This window comes from Mycobacterium sp. OTB74 (assembly GCF_029892685.1).
In the GTDB taxonomy this organism is placed as follows: domain Bacteria; phylum Actinomycetota; class Actinomycetes; order Mycobacteriales; family Mycobacteriaceae; genus Mycobacterium.
Genome location: NZ_JARXVD010000011.1, coordinates 113,958 through 134,060, shown reverse-complemented (window position 1 = coordinate 134,060; position 20,103 = coordinate 113,958). Strand labels below are relative to the sequence as shown.

Annotated in this window: 18 protein-coding genes; 8 read left to right on the top strand and 10 right to left on the bottom strand. The window is 62.2% G+C overall.

The window, feature by feature from the left end:
• Positions 1-284: 284 nt before the first annotated feature.
• On the bottom strand, positions 285-1,229 hold the full coding sequence (locus tag M2432_RS16305) for a DUF5996 family protein (RefSeq protein ID WP_280827854.1): 945 nt from the start codon (positions 1,227-1,229) through the stop codon (positions 285-287).
• A gap of 198 nt (positions 1,230-1,427) precedes the next feature.
• Positions 1,428-2,705: a threonine/serine exporter family protein gene (locus tag M2432_RS16300; RefSeq protein WP_280827853.1), complete on the bottom strand. Its 1,278-nt coding sequence runs from the start codon at positions 2,703-2,705 to the stop codon at positions 1,428-1,430.
• Positions 2,706-3,276: 571 nt separating this feature from the next.
• On the opposite strand from M2432_RS16300, the gene M2432_RS16295 reads away from it, so the two are divergent.
• Positions 3,277-3,753, top strand: coding sequence for a DUF417 family protein (locus M2432_RS16295; RefSeq protein ID WP_280827852.1), 477 nt, complete (start codon positions 3,277-3,279; stop codon positions 3,751-3,753).
• A gap of 71 nt (positions 3,754-3,824) precedes the next feature.
• Here the strand turns inward: M2432_RS16295 and M2432_RS16290 are convergent, their stop codons facing one another.
• From M2432_RS16290 to M2432_RS16275, 4 genes are all read right to left on the bottom strand, one after another.
• On the bottom strand, positions 3,825-5,036 hold the full coding sequence (locus M2432_RS16290) for an FAD-dependent oxidoreductase (RefSeq protein ID WP_280827851.1): 1,212 nt from the start codon (positions 5,034-5,036) through the stop codon (positions 3,825-3,827).
• Complete coding sequence (locus M2432_RS16285; protein WP_280827850.1) at positions 4,982-5,119, bottom strand: hypothetical protein; 138 nt, start codon at positions 5,117-5,119, stop codon at positions 4,982-4,984. The genes M2432_RS16290 and M2432_RS16285 overlap by 55 nt, the downstream gene beginning before the upstream one ends.
• Entirely contained in the window at positions 5,116-5,832 is a 717-nt protein-coding gene (locus M2432_RS16280) for a TetR/AcrR family transcriptional regulator (RefSeq protein WP_280827849.1), read from the bottom strand. The genes M2432_RS16285 and M2432_RS16280 overlap by 4 nt, the downstream gene beginning before the upstream one ends.
• A gap of 224 nt (positions 5,833-6,056) precedes the next feature.
• Positions 6,057-6,983, bottom strand: coding sequence for a hypothetical protein (locus M2432_RS16275; RefSeq protein WP_280827848.1), 927 nt, complete (start codon positions 6,981-6,983; stop codon positions 6,057-6,059).
• A 505-nt stretch (positions 6,984-7,488) separates the two neighbouring features.
• Here M2432_RS16275 and M2432_RS16270 point away from each other — a divergent pair.
• From M2432_RS16270 to M2432_RS16260, 3 genes are all read left to right on the top strand, one after another.
• A complete protein-coding gene (locus tag M2432_RS16270; RefSeq protein ID WP_280827933.1) occupies positions 7,489-8,181 on the top strand; it encodes a dienelactone hydrolase family protein in 693 nt (230 codons plus the stop codon).
• 487 nt (positions 8,182-8,668) lie between these two features.
• Positions 8,669-9,268: a PE-PPE domain-containing protein gene (locus M2432_RS16265; RefSeq protein ID WP_280827847.1), complete on the top strand. Its 600-nt coding sequence runs from the start codon at positions 8,669-8,671 to the stop codon at positions 9,266-9,268.
• Positions 9,269-9,403: 135 nt separating this feature from the next.
• Entirely contained in the window at positions 9,404-9,607 is a 204-nt protein-coding gene (locus M2432_RS16260) for a cold-shock protein (RefSeq protein ID WP_280827846.1), read from the top strand.
• 756 nt (positions 9,608-10,363) lie between these two features.
• On the opposite strand, the gene M2432_RS16255 is transcribed toward M2432_RS16260, so the two are convergent.
• From M2432_RS16255 to M2432_RS16245, 3 genes are read right to left on the bottom strand one after another with little or no spacing between them, the layout of a single operon-like run.
• Entirely contained in the window at positions 10,364-11,329 is a 966-nt protein-coding gene (locus tag M2432_RS16255; RefSeq protein ID WP_280827845.1) for an LLM class flavin-dependent oxidoreductase, read from the bottom strand.
• A gap of 49 nt (positions 11,330-11,378) precedes the next feature.
• Positions 11,379-12,635 (bottom strand): MBL fold metallo-hydrolase, encoded by a 1,257-nt coding sequence (locus tag M2432_RS16250; protein WP_280827844.1) that lies wholly within the window; start codon positions 12,633-12,635, stop codon positions 11,379-11,381.
• Between the two features lie 3 nt (positions 12,636-12,638).
• Positions 12,639-13,883 carry a sulfotransferase gene (locus M2432_RS16245; protein WP_280827932.1) on the bottom strand — a complete coding sequence of 415 codons (1,245 nt, stop codon included), beginning with the start codon at positions 13,881-13,883 and terminating at the stop codon, positions 12,639-12,641.
• Positions 13,884-13,959: 76 nt separating this feature from the next.
• On the opposite strand from M2432_RS16245, the gene M2432_RS16240 reads away from it, so the two are divergent.
• From M2432_RS16240 to M2432_RS16230, 3 genes are all read left to right on the top strand, one after another.
• Positions 13,960-14,847: a helix-turn-helix domain-containing protein gene (locus M2432_RS16240; RefSeq protein ID WP_280827843.1), complete on the top strand. Its 888-nt coding sequence runs from the start codon at positions 13,960-13,962 to the stop codon at positions 14,845-14,847.
• Positions 14,848-15,014: 167 nt separating this feature from the next.
• Positions 15,015-16,493, top strand: coding sequence for a PE-PPE domain-containing protein (locus M2432_RS16235; RefSeq protein ID WP_280827842.1), 1,479 nt, complete (start codon positions 15,015-15,017; stop codon positions 16,491-16,493).
• A 474-nt stretch (positions 16,494-16,967) separates the two neighbouring features.
• The gene (locus M2432_RS16230; protein WP_280827841.1) at positions 16,968-17,960 is read left to right on the top strand and encodes a pirin family protein; all 993 of its coding nucleotides are present in this window, start codon (positions 16,968-16,970) and stop codon (positions 17,958-17,960) included.
• Positions 17,961-18,084: 124 nt separating this feature from the next.
• Here M2432_RS16230 and M2432_RS16225 read toward each other — a convergent pair whose 3' ends face one another.
• Entirely contained in the window at positions 18,085-18,657 is a 573-nt protein-coding gene (locus M2432_RS16225) for a TetR/AcrR family transcriptional regulator (protein ID WP_280827840.1), read from the bottom strand.
• A gap of 111 nt (positions 18,658-18,768) precedes the next feature.
• Here M2432_RS16225 and M2432_RS16220 point away from each other — a divergent pair, with 111 nt between their 5' ends.
• Positions 18,769-19,611, top strand: a complete 843-nt coding sequence (locus tag M2432_RS16220) for an alpha/beta hydrolase (RefSeq protein ID WP_280827839.1) — start codon at positions 18,769-18,771, stop codon at positions 19,609-19,611.
• The last annotated feature ends 492 nt before the right edge of the window (positions 19,612-20,103 follow it).

Below are 20,103 nucleotides of genomic sequence, written 5' to 3'. Positions count from 1 at the left end.
GATCTTGGCGTCTGCGTTGGCGCGGTCGTCGGGTGGGACGCCTTGCGAAATCAGGTTTGGGTCAAAGGGATACAGAAGCGGCCTGAGCAGTCCGGGCGTCCGGTCGCTGTCTCTGGAAGACACCCGCGGCAACAGCGGGGCTGTCCGTTGGTGCGTTGCCGCGGGGTCGGTCGCAGCACGGTGGCTGCGGCGTTCTGCGCGCCTCGCAGAACTGCGCTGGCGAGTTCGATCGTCAAGGTGACCGGGTCGATAACCGGAATCACCTGCGCCGGTTCGGGAACCCGTTACGGTCTCCGGCCGTGGTGGTGCTGCTTGTCGTCCCACCGATGCGGGTCACACTCCAAGGCGGCACGGTTCCAGTTGCCCAGCTCGGCGGCCGCTCGGTAGGTCGACTGCAGAAACGTCATGAGAGTCTGGTCGGGATCCTCTGCGGTCCGCACTGCTTCGTACGGCAACAGAAACTCGCCGAGTTCGGCGCTGTAAAACGCCTCCCCAGGTTCAATTCCGAAGTCGCCGAAACCATCAGGTTCGGGATATGCGTATGAATAAAACCCACCTTCGTCGCCACCGCCCGGCCAGAAGCCACAGCTGCTCAACTCGTGGGAATAGCCCTCTACCATCACCCAATCCCCGACATTGGGAGCGCCGCCGGGATGCGTGGGAGCCCCCCGCCCGGAAAACCTGGTACACGCTAAATCCATTGCGCCCCAAAAGAAGTGAACGGGGCTCGCCTTGCCTATGAAAAACGCACGAAACTCGTTCAACACTGTGTTTGCCGCCACCAGTTGACGCCAAAACAGGTGCACCGCATCGGCATCGTAGGACGCATGTTCATGATCGGTGGCAAACGGAATGGCCGGATTGACCTCGTTGGGATGCGCCTGGATCGGCACGGTGATGCCGAGTTCTCCCAGGGCGTTCGTGGTTTCGGCGTAAAACTGCGCCACCGACTTCGGTGCCAGCACGACTTGGCGTGCCTGCCCGGTACTGGCGCGTATGACCAACTGATGGTCGATGAAATCGAACTCCATATCGAAAGTCTCTGCACCGTATGGCACCGCCGATGTCGTCAGCCCACGGGGACTCACATAGAAGGGGACCTGCCACCAATGGTTGACCAGCAGTGCCTGTTCCAGTCGGATCTTGCCCACAATCTGCATCCACATGTGCAGCGTCTCGCGCGAAGCGGTCCAGTCTTCAATTCGGAGCGACGGCCAACGCGTTTTCATTGCTCTATCTCCCGGCGTTGTGTACCCGGCAGTTGGTAGCAGCCCGCGATGAGATGCGGAACCACCTCTGATTCCGCATCGCTGACGCCGACCACCTCGACGACCTGATCACCCTATCGCAATTGTTGGCAGTCAAGCTGAAAGAATCGAATTACACAGTGCCACAAATCATTCTGTGACAGCCGGCGATTACTGGCTTCAATGCCGCGTTTTGCCGGCTTGCCATCGCGCGGAAACCAGGGCATCCCGGATCCGCATCGGCACCGCGAGACCTATCGCCATGCCAGCCACGACGAGAATGGCGACGGATGCATCCGAGGCCGTCGCGGCCAATAAGTCAGGGGACGCGTTGCTTTGCAACGGGATGACGCCACTGAGCGTTCGAAACACGTAAATCCCTGGGACCAGGGCCACGACGGCCGCAAAGCCGATCGCGGCGAACGGCATGCGGAGGTAGTAAGCGACGGGGATCAGCATCACGCCGACCAGCAGACATGCCAACAGCGCGGCCGTCGGCAGATCCGCGTTCCATCCCGTGATCGCCCACCAGTGCGCTGCGTGAGCGAGCATTCCAGCGGCCACCGGCCAGCCAATCATGCGGTAGGGCATCGAGAAGTACACGGGATAGGACCCCGCAGCAGCCCCGGCAGCCAGAACGTCGGCATAAAACGGGACGTTCGCCCCGGTGTCCGTGACCGACAACGTCTGCCCGCCGAGGTGCAGCCCGAACACCAAGCCCGCGGCGATTGCCACCAGGATCAGCGTTGCGTACCCCAGCCGCGCGATACCCAACGTGATCCGCAGCGCCAACAGATCCAAGGCGCCGTTGAGGATGTGCGGGCCGGGCACCAGGACCATCGCCGGGCAGACTGCGACGAGCCCGGCCTCGGCACCGAGGTTCAGATGCGCGGCCGCCGCGCCGATCAGTCCGGCCACAGTGGTGGCAACGAACGCCTGCGTCAGCGTGCCGATCCCAAACCGACCCAGCCCCCGTCGCATCAGGCCACCGATCGCTGCACCGACGGCCACCAATAGCACTGCTAGTGGATGGGTGGCGCCGAACACAACCGCCAACGCGCCGGCACCGGTGGCGCAGGCCAGCGTGAAGACCATGCCGTTAGAGGTCGGTAAGGCTGCCGCGACGTCAATCTCACGGTCAACGGTTGCACGGTCCAGCGGACCGTCTTCTGCGCGATCGATGGCGCGCATGACAGACGCCACTCGACCCATATGCACCCCCACTGGTGACACTGATGCCGCTCGTACCGGAATGTCGGCGCGTGCGCCGGCCAGCAGCAGTGCTGCCCACGATGGGATGAGGGTGCTGCGAATACGGAGGCCCAGGTTCAGCCGTTCGACGGCGACGAGCGTCATGCTGGTCGACTGGCCGTTCTCCTGTAGCAGCGTCGCTGCCTTCATCACGGTATGGAGCGCGGCCTGCTCCTCCGCAGCGTCGTCTTGCCCTGGTTCTGGCATCAGTCGCAGCCAGCGAGATGGCCGACGACGAAGTTGAGCCGCTCGGCAGTCATCTTCCCCGATGCCAACCCGGCCTCCCTGCGCGTGATGAGATTCGCGGATCACCAGCATGACATGTACGTCGATCTCGACAAATGGCTTTCGCGCGCCTCTGGCAGCACGACTTTTCCGAGAGGGGCGCTGCCACGATGTTTCTACCGCGATGCAGAAGGCTTTCCGGGCAACGGATGGCGATTAACCAGCCCGTCTATTTCAATCGCGCCACCAGCCGTTCCCCTCAAGAACTCGGAGTCGCACTGCAATAGAACCCCGGCCGCTCAGCGACAGGGAGTGGAGAGCAAAGTTGAGCTCACTGCAACGGAGACGGTTGCGCCAGCGGGGTCTGGGTAGCGAATGACGCTATTTGGTTTTGTTATCGGGCCATTGTGAATCCCTATAACACCAATGGAATTCACGACAACGGAGCGGGCGTTGTCACGTAGGTGACCGCCGAACCCGACAACCAGGAAGGCCACCTAACGTGAATGTCCTCGCGAACCGAATCCCGTGTCCAGATGAGGAGGATGGCTAAATGGCTGGGCCGCTGCGGATTTCGGGAAATTTCGCCGAACGCACCACAAACATCGGACATTCGCTGAGCCGCTATGGACTGGTAGTGGTCCTCGCGTGGATCGGGTTCGGCAAACACGTGAAAATGGAGAGCAGGGTGCTCATCGAACATAATCCGTTGATGAGCTGGTTCTACGACGTCGCCAGCGTGACAACGGTCGCCCGCGCCCTGGGCACCGCCGAAATCGTTGCTGCAGTACTGATTGCGGCGTTGCCGCTCTCAGCCCGGCTCTCAGCGATCGGCAGCGCGATGGCGATTCTGCTGTTCCTGGGCACGGTGAGTTTTCTGTTCACGACCCCAACAGTGGTGTCCTCCTACGCCGTCGGCATTCCCGTGCTGTCAGGAATGCCCGGCCAATTCCTGCTCAAAGACATCGTCCTGCTCGGCGTCGCGATCTGGAGTTTCGGTGATGCGTTGCAGCGGTCCGGCAGTCAGTAGCAGGGGCGGGCCGTCGCGATTTGGCTGGGTACTAACATGCTGAGCTGCAACGCTATCCGCGAAAACCGGGATCACTTGGCGGGCTGCTCGGACGTGTGGATGTGTTCGCGGCGAAAACCCAGCCCCATGATCCGGCCGAGCATTCTCTTGATCAGCGAGGAGCGACTCAAGAGGCGCAACATCCAGAGTGGCGGGTCGACCTTGCTCATACGAGCCAGATTTGCAGTCTGCGCACCCTGCAAGAACTGAGCGAGTCTCGTTGGGGGATTACGGCGTCTTTGCGCCGCTCGAAGATCGTGGTCGCTCACCTGTCCCTCGCGCAATGGCCGCGCAAGTGCGTTAGCGGCGGCTACTGCGTCGGCTATGGCGTAGTTGACACCGATTCCGCCAACGGGCGACATCGCGTGCGCGGCGTCTCCGATGCACAGCAAACCGGGGAGCCACCACCGTTGCAGTCGGTTGGCGCGGACAGAGAGCAGTCTGACCTGCTCCCAGTCAGTCAGGGCGTTCAGGCTGGTAGCAAGGAAGGGGGCCACCGCGGCCACTTTCGACCGGAACGCAGCCAACCCCTCGGCCCGTACCCGTTCGAAGGCGCCCTTTTCGATGATGGCTCCGCACTGCCAGTAATCACCGCGGTTGATGGCCAGGATGATCTGTCCGGCACCGAGGTAACCGAGGGCCTCGGGGGCGGACTCTCCGTGCGGCAACCGGAACCACAGCACATCGATGGGCATCCGGAATTCCTTGAGCGGCAACCCGGATTGGTCCCGCACTATCGACCATCGCCCGTCGCACGCGACTGTGACATCGGCGTGAATCTCGACCGGACCGCCAGGGGTTTGGGCGGTCACACCGGTGATTCGGTCGCCCTGGCGTAGCAGCCCGGTCGCTTCGGTGTCCATCTCGAGTCGGAAGCTCGGGTAGCGCGCCGCCTGGGCGGCCAAGAAGTTCAAGAAGTCCCACTGCGGCATGAATGCGACGTACTTGCAGGCAGTGGGCAGGTGACGGAAATCGATGAGATCGAAGGTCTGGCCTTTGAATCCGATCCCCAGCTGTTGCACTTTTTGGTGCGGCACCTGCGTCAGGAACTCATCGAGTAGTCCAAGCTCGTCAAGCAGTTCTGTGGTCGAGGGATGCACTGTGTCGCCGCGGAAGTCGCGGAAGAAGTCACCATGCTTCTCCGCCACAATGGTCTGCACACCTGATCGCGCGAGCAGATAGCCGAGCATCATTCCGGCCGGGCCACCGCCGACCACCAGGCATGTGGTTTTCCACTGATCCATCCGAACTCCTTGTCGTATTCGCGATGTGCCGCAAGGGTCTTGGCGAGCCGATTGATCAACGGGTCGACGGATTCAACGTTCATTGCGCTCGCCGCCGGGCGGCGATCCAGTTGTTCACGGCACGCGAGTCTGCGCGATACAGCGTGCCGGCCGGTATGCCCAAATAGCGTTCGATCGCCTCGATGTGTGCGCCATAGGCGGCCACCATGTCCTTAGCGCGCGCAGGGGAGCGCGATTGGCTGCCCAGCTCTAGTAGCTGCTGAGCCATTGCGTCCTGCAGCGACTGGATCAGGGCGATGATGATCGGGCCCGCATGTTCGGGATAGGCGGTAACGAACACCTGCTCGTCGACCCCCTGGCGGACGATGGCCGTCAGCAGTGGCGCCAGTTGTTCCGCCACGGCCATGTCCAACCGCACCCGGAAAGGGAGGTTATCGGGCGAATACCAGACGGGCAGCATTGCCACGAACAGGTTCTGGCGCAACGACTTCCAGCGAATGATCTCGTTGAAGAACTGCTGCAGCTTTTCAAAGGCTTTCAGCTCGTGATCTTCGACGATCGGGGTGAGCGCCGTCTGTGAATCGCTGACGAGCCGTTGGGTAAGTCCCTCGATGACCGCGGGCTTGGAGTCGAAGTAGTGGTAGAAGGCGCCCTTCGAGATCTGTAGATCATCGAGGATGTCCTGAACCGTAAGGCGCTCATGGCCCTTCGACAGGATCAGCCTTTGCACTGCATCCAGGATGGCGTCCCGTCGCGCCGTGCGTTCGGCAACATTGACTGTCCGGGCCACAAGCATCCCCAATTATTAGACCGACGGTTGGTTTATTATTACCTTTCCGGACTCGCTAGGCAACCGTCGGTCGAGACCTGTCCTTCGGTGGGACGTCAGTGAGCGTTGCGCAGCTCGCGCCACACACAAGGTAGTTGGCCGAAAGACGATGAGGCACAGCCCGCCTCATGGCCGGTATAGGTCGTGCCTCAGGTATCTGCGGCAGAGGAAGGCCCTTGTAGGTCGCGGACTTACCGCTTCTGGCCCACCGCAGGGGCACGTTTCCCTGGCGTGTTGTGCTGTGTCGTAACGGTTTTCATCGTCGTGTTCAGTGGCGCCCGTGGTGTTCCCGTTTTCGTTGTCGTGGAGACCGCCGTGGCGCTCTTGGGGGCGGTGGCGATTGACGGCGTGGAACCAGTGGGCGGCTTGACGGTCAGCGTAACCGTGGTCTTTTTCGCAGTAGCGGTGGTCACGGCGCTGGCTGTAGCCGGCATAGATGGTTCGGCGGGGGACAGCGCGCTAGCGATCGCATTACGCACCTGGAGCACCAGCCCGATCGGGCCGTTTGTTGTCAGGAACCCAAGCGGGACTGTTACGAAAGTAAGTCCGCAGGGGAGGCAGCCGAAGCTAACAAAGTTGGGGAAAGCCTCCGTGAAGTTGAGTATGCCGTTGAGGAGAACGGCCGGCGTCTGGTAAAGAATCTGCAGTATGTCAACGGGATTCGGGACAGGCTGGGTCACAAACGCTGACAGCGTGTTATACACCCCAATCGCGCCGAGCACCGGCGCCACTACGGACCTAACCACGGCCCCCAGCACATCACCTGGAACCTGTTGAATCAGGTTCGTCAGATGGGTTTGCACCTGCCCAGGGATCAATCCGCCTTGTCCGTTGAGTAGCTCGGTCACATAGGTGTTCAGATTGGTACCGAGCTGCTGCAGGACCGGGTCGGTCGGGTTGTTCTGAGGGTTTGCCGCCGCCAACGTGCCCAGGGTTGCCAGGTCGTTTTCGGTGTTGGTGACCAGATCGCTCCAAGCGTCGGTGAACTGCACCGCTCGTGTCATGACAGGTGGTGCCGAGAGGTGAATCACCGGTGGCGCGACCGGCACGGCAGCGATCACGCTAGCGGCGGTCAGAGCGACCCCGGCGGTGACAACGGGGTGAAGGACAAGTTCCACGGCAACCTCCTTGAGTAGTGCCGGCCCGCATCGAATAGTCCTCGCGCAGCGGATTTACCGAGTGGTCGCAGGCAACGACACACGAACCGTAACTGGAGTGCGGAGAGGTGAATTCAGTAGCGCACTACTTTATTTTCGGCGCAAAGAGGCTCACGCTTTGGCTGTACAGGTGCTGGCGTGTTTCCGGTGAACCAGTCCGGCGATGATTCGGGTTTGCTCAGATTTGCGCGTACTCACCGCTTCTCACCGACCGCGCTGGATCGCGGTCGAAAGCATGCGCGGACTCGAGGCGCTGACGCCGATGACGAGGATCGTACGGCCGAATTTCCTGCCGGCCTACGTCAGTACCCCGGTCTACGAGGAACCGACAGATGTGGCAGCGCGATCACCGGTTGGCGGGCTGGTGTGCGACACCTACCGGGTCATGTGGTCCTGGGCCCTGGCGGTTACCCACGACTGTTGTCACACTGCAATCAGACGATTGCCTATCGAAGGATGTGAGTTCGTGGCGGATATCGATATCGAGACGCCGGACGGCACTATCGGCGCGGTTCTTGAGGTGCCGCCGGGAGCAGGACCGTGGCCCGGTGTCGTTGTCATCCACGATGCATTTGGGCTCCGCGCTCCTCACCGGGAGGTCGTCCGTCGAATCGCCGACAACGGCTACTTGGCCGTTGCGCCTGACATGTTCGCTCGCGGCGGTGTAATTCGTTGCATGACAAGGGTTATGAGCGATCTCATGGCATACAAAGGGAGAGCGTTCACCGACATCGCGGCAGCGCGCGAGTTCTTGGCACAGCGGCCCGACTGCACCGGTGCGGTCGGCATCGCCGGATTCTGCATGGGTGGAGGGTTCGCGCTCGTGGCCTCGACCAAAGGTTTCGGCGCATCGGCGCCGTTCTACCCACCGCCTCTTCAAAGCAAGTACGCCGAAATCCTCGACGGCGCCTGCCCGATCGTCGCCAGCTTTGGGCAGCGCGATCTGCTGAACCGTGGCAGTGGACAACGCCTGGAAGGAGTGTTGAACGACAAGAACATTGCCCATGACGTCAAGACATACGTCGGGGCAGGGCACAGTTTTGCCGACCGCGTACCGGCCCAGGTGCTAGCGCGCATCACCGGGTTTGGTGAGAACAAAGAAGCAGCGGCCGACGCGTGGCAGCGAGTGTTCACTTTCTTCGGCGAGCACCTGGCCTGACAGTCAACGACCACTCGGTCGCTCGGTGTCGGCCGGGGGTGGCGAGTCGGTCCTGTCAACGCCGATTCGTTAGTACTGGGCAGAAAACGCGTGAATTTGAATAAATGGCGCACGCGTGAATTAAGAAAGGCCGCCACGACGTTTGTCGCACGCATTTTTAGTGGGTGCAGGCTCTGGCCAACGCACCACTGAAGTCTGACGATACGGTGCTGGCCTACAGCCTGGGATCGGTCGTGGCTTCGGCCTACCTGAACACTCCAACAACCCCCCAGCTGGTACGACGTTTGTCCGTACCTGCGATACGTCGAGTCCTAGGGGCTTTCCGCGGCGATTGGCCTGCTGGCCATATCTGGTGGCGGCGCACCCACACTCCTGCCAAGGTGTACATCGTTGACCGGAAGTACGACGGCTTGGCGGATTTCCCCACCAACGTCTCATCGCCCTACTACATGCTCGCGGTGATGAATGCCATAGCCGGGGGAACACCTTGCACGACGACTGCACCGACGCTCAGTTGGACAATCCGGCCAATGTGGTCACCAAGGACGGCAACGTCACCCAAATTCTGATCCCCACGCAGAATCTGTCGATCAACAACTGGTTGCGCCAGATCGGACTGAGCAGCCTGGCCGACCAACTCGATGCTGTAGAGCGTCCGGAGATCGACAGCGCCTACACCCAGACCGCCCCGACCGGAGCGCAACTTGCGGCGTCCACCAGCGAGCAGGCTCAGATACCGCCCACATGGTTGTGCCACCAGGCCACTGAGCCCGTGCTTGGTGGCGGAATTTCCATCCCGACCTGGGGGTACTCGCCGTCAGCCAGCGCAACCGCGGCGGTCAGCAAGGTGCTCGCCGGGATCGGAATCGGGAAGCCGGCCACGACGGCTGCTGCCGCTGCTCTGCACGTGCCGGTCTCGACGACCGCTGCTGCCAGTAAGCCGGCTTCGGCGACCGGTGTTGCGGGTAAGCCGGTTACCACGTCAGGTGCTGCCAGTAAGCCGGCTGGCACCGCCGCCAAATCCACTGCGGCTCCCCGGCGCGCCGTCGCGCACAGTTCCGCAACGTCGAGCAAGCACGGCAAGTGACACGGCGTCCCTGTGGGGCACTCCGCCCTCGCCAGCTTCCGGTGTTAGTGCTTAGATTTAGGTCGGGGAGCTCGCTGAGCTAACATGACCACCGGATGTTTTCTGTACATCCGATTTACTGAGAGAAGTTGGTATATGCCACAGGGAACTGTGAAATGGTTCAACAGTGAGAAGGGCTTCGGCTTTATCACTCCCGATGACGGCAGCAAGGATCTGTTCGTCCACTACTCCGAAATCCGTAGCAACGGCTTCCGGACCCTCGACGAAGGTCAGCGCGTTGAGTTCGAGGTCGGACAGGGCGACAAGGGTCCTGCTGCGACCGGAGTCACTGCGATCTAACTGATCGGAAGCACCGTGGGCTGATGCGAAGTCATTCGCATCAGCCCACAACTCTTTTCAGGCCCTGCGCAGTCGAGCGTCTCGGCGGCTGGGCGGTGACTGTAACGCGCCACCGGCATCTGGTGAGTTCACCTGCTGTAGTGCGGATTCGATGCCTTAGGCGGTTGAGCAGTTCTGCAGTCGGTGGTATTGCATCTACGCAGCCGACGTAATGGCCCGCGCTGAAGCGGACCGTGACAGTGCCGGGGGCGCCACGATGAATCTATTAACGACACCTTCGTCCGTAAGTGGGGCACAACCGCCTCGCCCCACCCGGGCCAAAGCAAGCTCCTAGTTGGCCATTAAAGGCGGCATGGCAACACCGTTGCTATGCGGCGGCGGACCAGGCGTGTATTGGTTGCTTCCGCTGGGAAGGACGCCCTTCTCTGTCGGCGTCGGTTCGACGGTGGTTGTGGTGGTGGTAGTTGTCGTCGTGGTTGTTGGGGTCGGGGTCGTGGGCTGACCACCTTTACCGCAGCCGGCGAGCACTGCACCCGAGGTGATGAGTGCTCCGATGCTTAGGGTGATGCCTAGACGTCGAACTGTCTGTGAACCCATGATGTTGGTCCTATCTGCGATCGTTCAGCCAGCTTAGCTTCGGTCGAGTCTGTCGGCCCGACTTCGGCATTAATCATCAGCGGATGACGCGGCGCCGCACTTTTCACGGTGAATTAATATTCCAGCCCTGGTCGTAACCCGCCTTTGTGCGGCTTCGAGCTAACGCAGCGCAGGCAAGACCCGATCGGTCAGCAGCTGTACCGATTTCCACGCTTCATCGATCGGCATCGCGCCCACGAGCGGATGCAGAACGATGTGGTCGTCAGGGTTTTCGGTGACGTCCGCGATGAGTTGCTCTGGTGTCATGAAGCGGTATAGGCCGGCTGCACGGACGTCTTCGAGAGTTTTGACGGGCTCGGCTCGATGCATGAACGAGTGCCTGCGACCGCCCGACCACGACGAGTAGACCTGGGCTTCCCATAGGTAATGCTGACCGATGGTGGCCCAGGCCTGATCGGGGTCCACGTGCAGAAAGACCATGCCGCGGCTACGTTTTGGCGGCATGACCACGATAGGGACCTGTCCGGCCTCGGCGCACAGCTGACGGTAGTAGTCCGCGATGTCCGGAAGGTGGTCGGGCAGATTCAGCGGAAGTCCGTAGCGGACCGCGCGGCGAGCGGTGGCGGGTACGCTGCCGCCGACAAAGACCAAGGGGTGTGGCCTGGTGTAGGCGGCTGGGGTGACGCGCGAGGGACCGTTCCATGCTGCGGTCAAGGTTTCCAGCACGGTGTCCATGAGCCGACCACGGTCTTCGAATGGTGTCCCGAACAGCTCGTATTCGACGGGCCGATAGCCGAGGCCGAGCGTGACGATCAATCGGCCGCCGCTGATCGTGTCGACCAAGTTGATGTCCTCTGCCAGCCGAACCGGGTGCCATAGCGGACCGAGGGCGCAGTCGACACTGGCCACTAGCCGGGTGGTTCGCGCCAGAATCGTTGCCGCGGTCAGAATCGGGTTGCAACTCCAACCGTGCTCGCTGGCATGGTGTTCATCGATGCTGACGGCGTAGACGCCATGGCTGTCGGCCCATTCGCTGAGTTCGAACGCCGCGCGCATCCGCTCGTGCCGGGCACGTGAATCTTCCACCGGCGCAGAGAAATTGAACCGCACGATCGACAAAGTCATGATTGCCGCTCCATGGCATCTGGGCGGCAAGGCCCGCCGTGAACACCGGTCATGAGTACTCCGCGATCTGCTTCTTCAACCACGCGGTCTCCCAGAAATTGGTGCTGGCGGCCAAGAGCTGTTCGTGGGCTGCGCGCATCACGCTCCGGGCTCCCGCGTGTACCGGCTGTACCCGAATCACCGGTTCTGCCAGATGGATAGCGTGCAATGGCCGTTGGGCAGCCAGGTGGTGCTCGGCCCGACCGATCAGCGCATCGGTGCCGGCGAGCTCGATGAGGTCCGTGTCGATGGAGTCAGCTCCGGTGGCATAGAGCTCGGTGGTCGAACGGTGGTGGAACCAGCCCGAGTAGTTCTCCCAGATTGCCCGGACGTTCCACGGCACCTTCCCGTATCCCTGTCCGACTTCCAGTTCCGCGGGCAGCGTGATCTCCCTCATGAGCGTGCGCACATCGGCGCCCCGGTTCATCCCCTCAACGGTTCGTTCGTGAATGTAGGAGATCGCGTCACGCAGGCGCGTGAGTTCGGTCCGGATCAGCGCGGCGCCGGAGATCGGTTCGAAATGACCCGTTATCAACATCTCTGGGCCAAGAGCCAGCACCCGCTCGATGCTGGCGATCGACGTCAGTGCGTCGCGGTAGCGATCTCCACGCATGGTGACCAGATTGGGAATATGACCGAAGACCGGACCGAATGTGTTGCCGCACAGGCATACCTTCTCGTCGGGAAGCCAGACGACCATGGAATCGGTGGTCTCGCCGCCGGGGGTGGCGAGTAACTCGATTGCCCGTCCACCGACATCCAATTTGAGTCTGTCATCCACTTCAATGTCCACCGTTGGGGTGGACTGTGGGGGCAGGTGTCTGCCGAATCGTTGTTGAATCTGGGCGATTCCGGCCGCCAGTTTGTCGGCGAACGCGAACGCACTGTTGCCTGCCCGATAGGCGACCAAGCGTTCATTGTCGTCACGCCACTGGCGCCAATCGGCCTGTGCGATGACGGCGGTCTCGGGATCGCGTAGGGTGTCGACGCCGCCGACATGATCGTAGTGCCCTTGGGTGAGGATGATGTACCGGATGGGTGAGGCGTCCACTGCATCGAAATTCGATCGGTGGACGCCACTCTCGAAGCCCATGCCGGTGTTGATCACTACCCGGCCGTCAGCTGTGGTCAGCAGGTAGGCGTTGGATAGTCCGGGTGAGCACCAGATGCCCGGTGCGAGTTCCTCGGCGCGCTCGGCAGTGGCGGGGGCCAGTGCATCGGCGCCGGGCCGAGAGCGGTAGATCGGGCTGGCGGAGTTTTGGTCCATCGGTCAGGATTCCTCGGGTTGAACATCGAAGCGGTCGAAGTAGAAGCCGAAACGGGAACGAAGTTCGGTCGGCGTGACACCGAAATGACCCGGTAGGTCGTACCGGACGGCGCCGTGCTTGCCTCGTGGATTGCCGTCAAGATATGCATGGAAGGCCTTGCGGGCCTTGGCGTTCAGCTCAACTCCGGCCAGGTCGTAGAGGGCATCAAGAAGATTCATCTCGTGACCGTTGAGATGGTGAAAGGAAATGTCTATGCTGCGATCGGCGGGGATCAGTGCCCGATCGCGTACGCACGCGCTGAGCAACCGTTCGACCCGGTCGGTCCAATAGTCCAGCAGCCATTGCGGCTCAATGCTCGTGCGCCGCATTCGGTCTGAGTACGCCATCATTGTGATCGCCGACTGAATTACGGCGACCGGATCGCGGTGGGTGAATGCGATCGTCGCGTCAGGGAAGGTGGCTGACAGTGGCCCGAGCTGTTCGCAGTGTTGCGGCGATTTCAGCACCCAGGTGCGTGGGCCGCGCAGGAAGGTCAGCGCCTGCAGCACTTTTTTGAGGTAGCCATAGTGTGTTGTCTGGTCGAGTCGCAGGTAGTAGTCGCGCCAATTCGGCACGCGGGCATGCCATTCCAGGACATAGGACGCAAAGTCCAGGTCAAGGATCTCGACTTCCTCCTCGATGGCTTCGGGAAAGCGATCGTGCATGGCCGCGATTGCCGGCGTGCTCAGCATCATGCCGTCATGTTCGGCCTTGGCTCGCGCATAGCGTGGGTCAAGACCCGAAGCATCGGGACCCTGGCCCGGAATCGGCAGGGGGTCCTGGCTTTCCCAATAGGGCAGGGCACGGCGTCGAGGGTCCGCCGCGAGCAGATTGACCAGATGGGTGGTGCCCGACCGTGGCATGCCGACCACGATGAAAGGCTTTTCGATGGGAATCGATTCGATCTCCGGATAGCGGCTGAGCAGATCGGTCAACGACAGCCGATTCCGCAGCAACCGCACGATGCGCTGCCGCAGCGTCCCGCGGATGAGTTGCGTCAGTCCGTCGTCCGCCTCAATTGCCTCGACGTACGCGGTGACTCGATCCCAGAACCCGTCGGTATCCACGAAATCGTCGGCGCGTGCCTGGGCGATTGCTTCAGAGGTCATCCGTTCGATGTCGAGATCGATATGCCGGCTCTCGGTGTAATCGAGGATCTGCTGCTGGAGGTCGGTCAGTCGGGGAGCGGCCAGGTCGTCGAAGTACATCTGTGCTGTGGGCAAGTGAACCGATCCCGTGGTCGCGGCTTGCGACGTTCGAATAGTCGACATACCGTTCGATATTGTGACATCGAACGTAGACGCGCTGGTCGAGGATCGTCAAGCGTCTTCTCCGCCGACAGCGCGGGTGGTCGCGATTGTGCAGCTGCTGGCCGCCGACCCCGACCAGGGTTATTCGCTGGCCGACATCTCGCGCAGGCTGGGCATCAGCCGGGCCACCGCGCACGCCATCCTGGCCACACTCATGGTCAACGACTGGGTGGTACGTGATGACCGGAGCGCGCGCTATTCGTGCGGGCCAGCGGTCGGTGCACTCGCCCGTCCGGCTGCGACCCGGTTCGGTCAAGTACTGCACCGCCTCTCGAATGAGCTTGGAGCACAAGCCTTTCTGGCGCTGCGAGACGGGGATTCGCTGGTAGTGACGGATTCGGTGGGTGGCTCGTCGGCGAATCCGTACGTGTCAGAGGGTTTGCGGTTACCGATGGTTGCCCCGTTCGGGCGCGACTATGTCGCACATGCCTCCGGCAAGGCCCGACTGCAATGGTTGGAAGGGCTTGGCCGACCATCGACACAACTTCGGCGGCGCCTGGATGCCGTACTCGACGAGATCGGCAGGCGGGGCTATGTCATCGAACGGTTCAGTCGCGAGTACGTGCGGGTCTACACGGCATTGCAGGCCTTGTCCGCGGGTGCGCCCGATGCGATCACCGCCCGATTGGCCGGCGCGTTTGCCGACCTGACCCTGGTGGATTACCTTCCCGATGAGCTGGACGCCGCGTCGAGGCATCAGATCGCCACCATCTCCGCGCCCATCGAGGATCCGGCCGGGGTACTGGCCATGTCGATCACCGTTGCTCCATTCGGTTCGTTGACCACGCGGCAGATCGCGACTTTCGGCGCTGCTGTGTGTGCCGCCGCTCGGGAGATCGAGGAAACGGCGCCGTCTTGGTAGCTGGCGGGTAGTTCGCGGCATGGGCCGGCCGGACCGGTTTATTTCGCTGAACTCTGACAAATTCCGGCTCGCGCGGCTGGTTGCCTTTGCTAGGTTCCGGGCGGGGAAGGTTGACGGCAGCGTAGAAAATCATCGCCGCCGAACTACAGGACACATAGGGGCGGAATATGCGTAAGACAGTGTGCGCGACGCTTGCAGCGGGCGCGGCAGTGACCGTGATCGGTGCGGTCACGGCATTCACCAGCACAGCGGCGATGGCCGAGACAACAGCGCTGATCATGGGCGGCAGCGGTCTGGGCAATCCGGTCGTGACCACCGACGCCGGACTGACGATCCCAATTCCGAACTACATGCCGAATGTCGAAAAGTATTACATCGCACCGAATTCGAGTTGCAAGCCGGAGAGTTGCCAACTGGTACCGGTGGTCACGCCGGAGGGTCTGCTCCCGCCGATCATCGGTAACACCACATTCGATGTGTCGGTTGCGCAGGGTGTCAGCGACCTGAGCACCGCCTTGGACAATCAGTTGGCCACCGACCCCAAAGGGAAGGTCGTCATCTTCGGCTATTCGCAAAGCGGTGACATCGTCACCAAGACGCTGAGGAATTTCGCCGCCGATCCTGCCTCTGCCCCATCGCCCAAGCAGGTCTCCTTTGTGGTGATCGGCAATACCAACCGGCCCAACGGCGGAATCCTGTCGCGATTCCCCGGGCTCTACATCCCGATTCTGAACGTCACTTTTGACGGTGCCGCGCCGACCGATACCGGCTACCACACCACGGACATCGCCTTCGAATACGACCCGGTGGCCGACTTCCCCGAGTATCCGGTCGACCTGCTGTCTGATGTGAACGCCCTGGCCGCGATTTTCGAGGTCCACGCGACCTACCCGAACCCATACCTGCCGATACCGAGTATTCCGTTCTTCCCGACCGACATACCCGACGAGTACACCCCCGCTGAACTCCAGCAGGCGATGACCGATCCCGCCAACCGTCAGGTGTACGGCGACACCACGTTCATCACCATTCCGGCGAAAAACCTTCCGATGCTTGAGCCACTGCTGCAGATCGGGGCTGCTACCGGGACCAGCTTTCTGACTCAACCGATCGTCGATCTGGTGCAGCCGGCCTTGCGGGTCCTCGTCGATCTCGGCTACGACCGGACTGTGCCCTACGGTCAGGCGACACCGGCCGGACTCTTTCCCACGATCAATCCGGCGACGCTGGCGAGTCAGCTTCAAGTGGCCGTCAGCCAGGGCGTCCAACAAGCGTTGGCGGATATAGGAATTCAGCTCGCGACCGCGACGAAGGCCGCGGTGAGCGCCGCTGCGACGTCCGGGAGGGCTGGCGCAGCCTCGGCACAAGCCACCGCGCAGCAGGCCCGCCGCACATCGTCAACTCCGGCTCCGACCGCTACCGTAGCCGAAAATGCTTCGGGTGCAACGAAAACCGGACCGACGGCCAGCGTTGGCACAGGGGCGGACAAGACACCGACGTCGGGGCCGGCCAAGGACAACCGGTCTCAGGTTGCCGGCACCGTGGTGGACAAGTTTTTGAAGAAAGACCAGTCAACTGGCACCGGCGACTCGTCACACGCCAAGGCATCCACGGGCACCCACGCGGTCACCCAGCGTCACCACTGAGGTCGCCGAAACCTTCGTGGCGCCGATGTCGAATTGCCTTGCAGTCCAGGTTATTTTGATGAGTTGGCCTAGGGCACGAGGTGGAACGAATCACCTTGCGGGACCGCGGTCCCGTTGAAGAACAGGGGAATCGACAGTCCGAAACCGTCGAACGACGGCCCCACTTCTATCGCGGTGTCGAGCAGGCGGATGGCTGAGACCGCGACGAGTGTATTGACGGAGTAACGGCGTGCTGGATGCTGTGGGGACCGTCAGCACAACGCCGACGGTCCCGGCGAGCAGGACGGACGTGCGTACCGACAGCGCGGTATCCCCCATGGCGGGGAAAGCTACCAGCGGATATGGGCTGATAGCGAGTGAATGAACCGCCCGGTGGACGGTTGGTTCATGGCTGCGTGACGCGCAGTATCGAGGGGCGAGACCTCGACAGGTAGTGCTGGGAATTATTCGGACCATGGTCCGGTTAGCTGTAGTATGCCTGCGATTACTGCTGACACCTTGAACCTGCCGCGCATTGCGGCCGCCGCACCGAGCGACACCGAACGCCCGGTCCGGTCCGTCACTACCGGCCCGCGTGGCTATGAGGGTGAAGGTTTCCCGGTGGTGCGCGCCTTCGCCGGGGTCAGCCCGACGGAACTCGACCCGTTCGTCCATATGGACCAGATGGGTGAGGTCGAGTACGAGCCCGGACAGCCAAAGGGCACCGATTGGCACCCCCACCGCGGCTTCGAAACCGTCACGTACATGATCGATGGTCTTTTCGCGCACCAGGATTCGCACGGTGGCGGAGGCTTGATCACCGATGGTGCCACCCAGTGGATGACAGCCGGTTCGGGAATCCTGCACATCGAGACACCGCCCGCCGAACTCGTCGAAAGCGGCGGCGTGTTCCATGGCATCCAGCTGTGGGTCAACCTGCCGCGCAAGGACAAGTTCGCCGCCCCGCGATACCAGGCCATCGAAGCCGGCCAGGTCCGGTTGCTGTCGTCGGACGACCGCGGCGCGCTGGTACGGGTGATCGCCGGCGAGTTGAACACCGAGAACGGAGCCCAACCCGGTCCGGGCGCGACCTACACCCCAATCACCATGGCGCACGCGACAATCGAGCCGGGAGCCAGGTTGAATCTGCCCTGGAATCGGACGTTCAATGCGTTGGTCTACGTGTTGTCCGGGCGTGGCACCGTGGGGCCGGTTGGTCATCCGATCCACCAGGGTCAACTCGCGGTGTTGGGTCCAGGCGATCGGATCACGGTGGCTGCTTCGGAAAGTCAGGACTCGAATCGCCCGGCGCTTGAGGTGCTGCTGTTGGGCGGGCAGCCGATCCGGGAACCTGTGTTCCACTACGGACCGTTTGTCATGAATTCGAAGTCGGAACTGATCCAGGCCATCGAGGACTACGAGTCCGGCAAGTTCGGCAGCATTCCGCCGAATGCCCTTATGCCGCACACCGCGCGCAACTCGGCGTGACGGTAGGCAGCCGATGGATGTTGAAAATCGTTGCCGCAGAGTGATCGTCGTCGGCTGACGCCGCGGGTCGGCGCCGGAAAGACCTGACGCCACCGGTGATGGCCACCACGGCGGAAAGGTGGTCTCAGCCCTGCGGCGCGATTCCGGCTGCTTGACGTGCGGCGCGAACGAACGAGTGCTTGGTCGTCTCGATTCCGTCGAGGTACCCGCCGACTAGGGCAGCGTCGCGGAGCAACACCAGGGATGCGGCGATGTCGGCCGGGTCTTCTCGGCCTGCGGCTGCTTCTTCGAGCGCGCCGCGGAACCAGGTGCGATGTGACGTGATGAGCCGCCGGACTGGGTTGTCGGGGTCGGGGTATTCGGCAGCGGCGTTGATGAAGGGACAGCCGCGGGTGTGGTAGCGGGCTACGTCCTCGGCAATGCCGTTGATCACCAGCTCGAGCATGTCGGTGTCCGGTCCGGCAGTGGCGGTGGCCTCGGCGAAATAGCCGCGGATCGTGGCGTCTTCCAATGCCAGGTACGCCTCGACCAAACCTTGTTTTCCGGTGAAGTGTCGATACATGGTGGCGCGGGTGACCTGGGCTTCGGCCAGGATCCGGTCGACGCCGACGGAGTGGATTCCCTCGCGGTAGAACAACTCGGTCGCGGTGCGCAGCAGCCGTTCGCGGGGCTGAGAAACCGAGTCGGGAGCGTTCACCTATGCAACGGTACGCCCCAATCGAGAACGTTCTTTCTGTTGAGGAACAGATCGCCGAACGGATGGGTTACGTAGGTAGAACGACCGTTCTTTCTACTTAAGGAGACCATTATGACCACCACCATCACCACTCACGAACAGGCTGAGATCGATCGGGCTAACGCCTCCGGCGCTCAACCCGTCGTCTTCGTGCACGGGCTGTGGCTACTCGCGCAGAGCTGGGACGGCTGGCGCGCACTACTCGAAGAGCGCGGATACGTCACACTTGCGCCCGGCTGGCCCGATGACCCGCAGACCGTGAGCGAGGCACGCCGCGACCTGTCCGTCTTCGCCCACAAGAGCGTCGGACAGATCACCGCCCACTATGCGGAGGTCATCAGTGCGCTCGACCGCAAACCCATCGTCATCGGACACTCCTTCGGCGGCCTGATCAGCCAGAAACTCGCCGGCATGGGGCTCGCGAAGACATCAGTGGCCATTGATCCGGCGCCATTCCGCGGGGTTCTGCCGCTTCCGTTGTCGGCGCTGCGGGCCGCATTCCCGGTGATCGGCAACCCGCTCAACTACGGCCGCGCGGTGGCGTTGACCCGCAAGCAATTCCGGTTCGCGTTCGGTAACGCGGTGTCCGAGGAAGAGTCGAACCGGCTGTACGACGAGTACTCGGTCGCCGGGTCGGGAGTGCCGCTGTTTCAGGCCGCAATCGCCAACTTCAACCCCGGTTCGCAGACCAAGGTCAACACCAAGAACCCGGAGCGCGGGCCGCTGCTGGTCGTCTCCGGCGAGAATGACCACACCGTCCCGCCGGCCATCGCCAAGGCGTCCTACAAGCGGAACAAGAAGAACCCCAACGTCACCGAGATTGTCGAGATCCCGGGCCGCGGCCACTCGCTGGTGATCGACAGCGGTTGGCGTGAGGTCGCGGAAACCGTGCTGGACTTCATCAAGAAGCACTGAGTGCCAAAGACTCTCGCTGGAATACCTGGGCCGCCTCGCCGTACGCGAGGTGGCCCAGGCGTTTGTGGGCCCAGTGCGTCGCCAGTGAAGTTGGCACGCTAGATCAATCGCACTACAAGATAATTCGTGACATCACCCCGATTACAGCCGGTACATCTCGCGCGCCATGGCGGCTTCTTCGAACATCGGCAGACGGTGACCGGGATAGTACGGTTCCCTCGGTCGGTGGGCGGGAAGCCGCCAGTGTGCGACGGCGTGTGCTGCGGTATCCATGGCGTTTCGTAGTCGAGCGCCAATATTGCTGCGCGGGAGGGGAATTGCCCATCCCAGAACGTCGCCGGTCATCGCCGGCCTCCTCGTATTTCGATCATGATCAGACGTTACGAATCAAGACCTGGGTGACACATCGTGCCGGGGGCGAGTTCGGGCCTCCTACCGGGGTATGACGTCGCCTCCGACCAGGCGAGCAGAGCAAGCACATTGGCGCGGCAG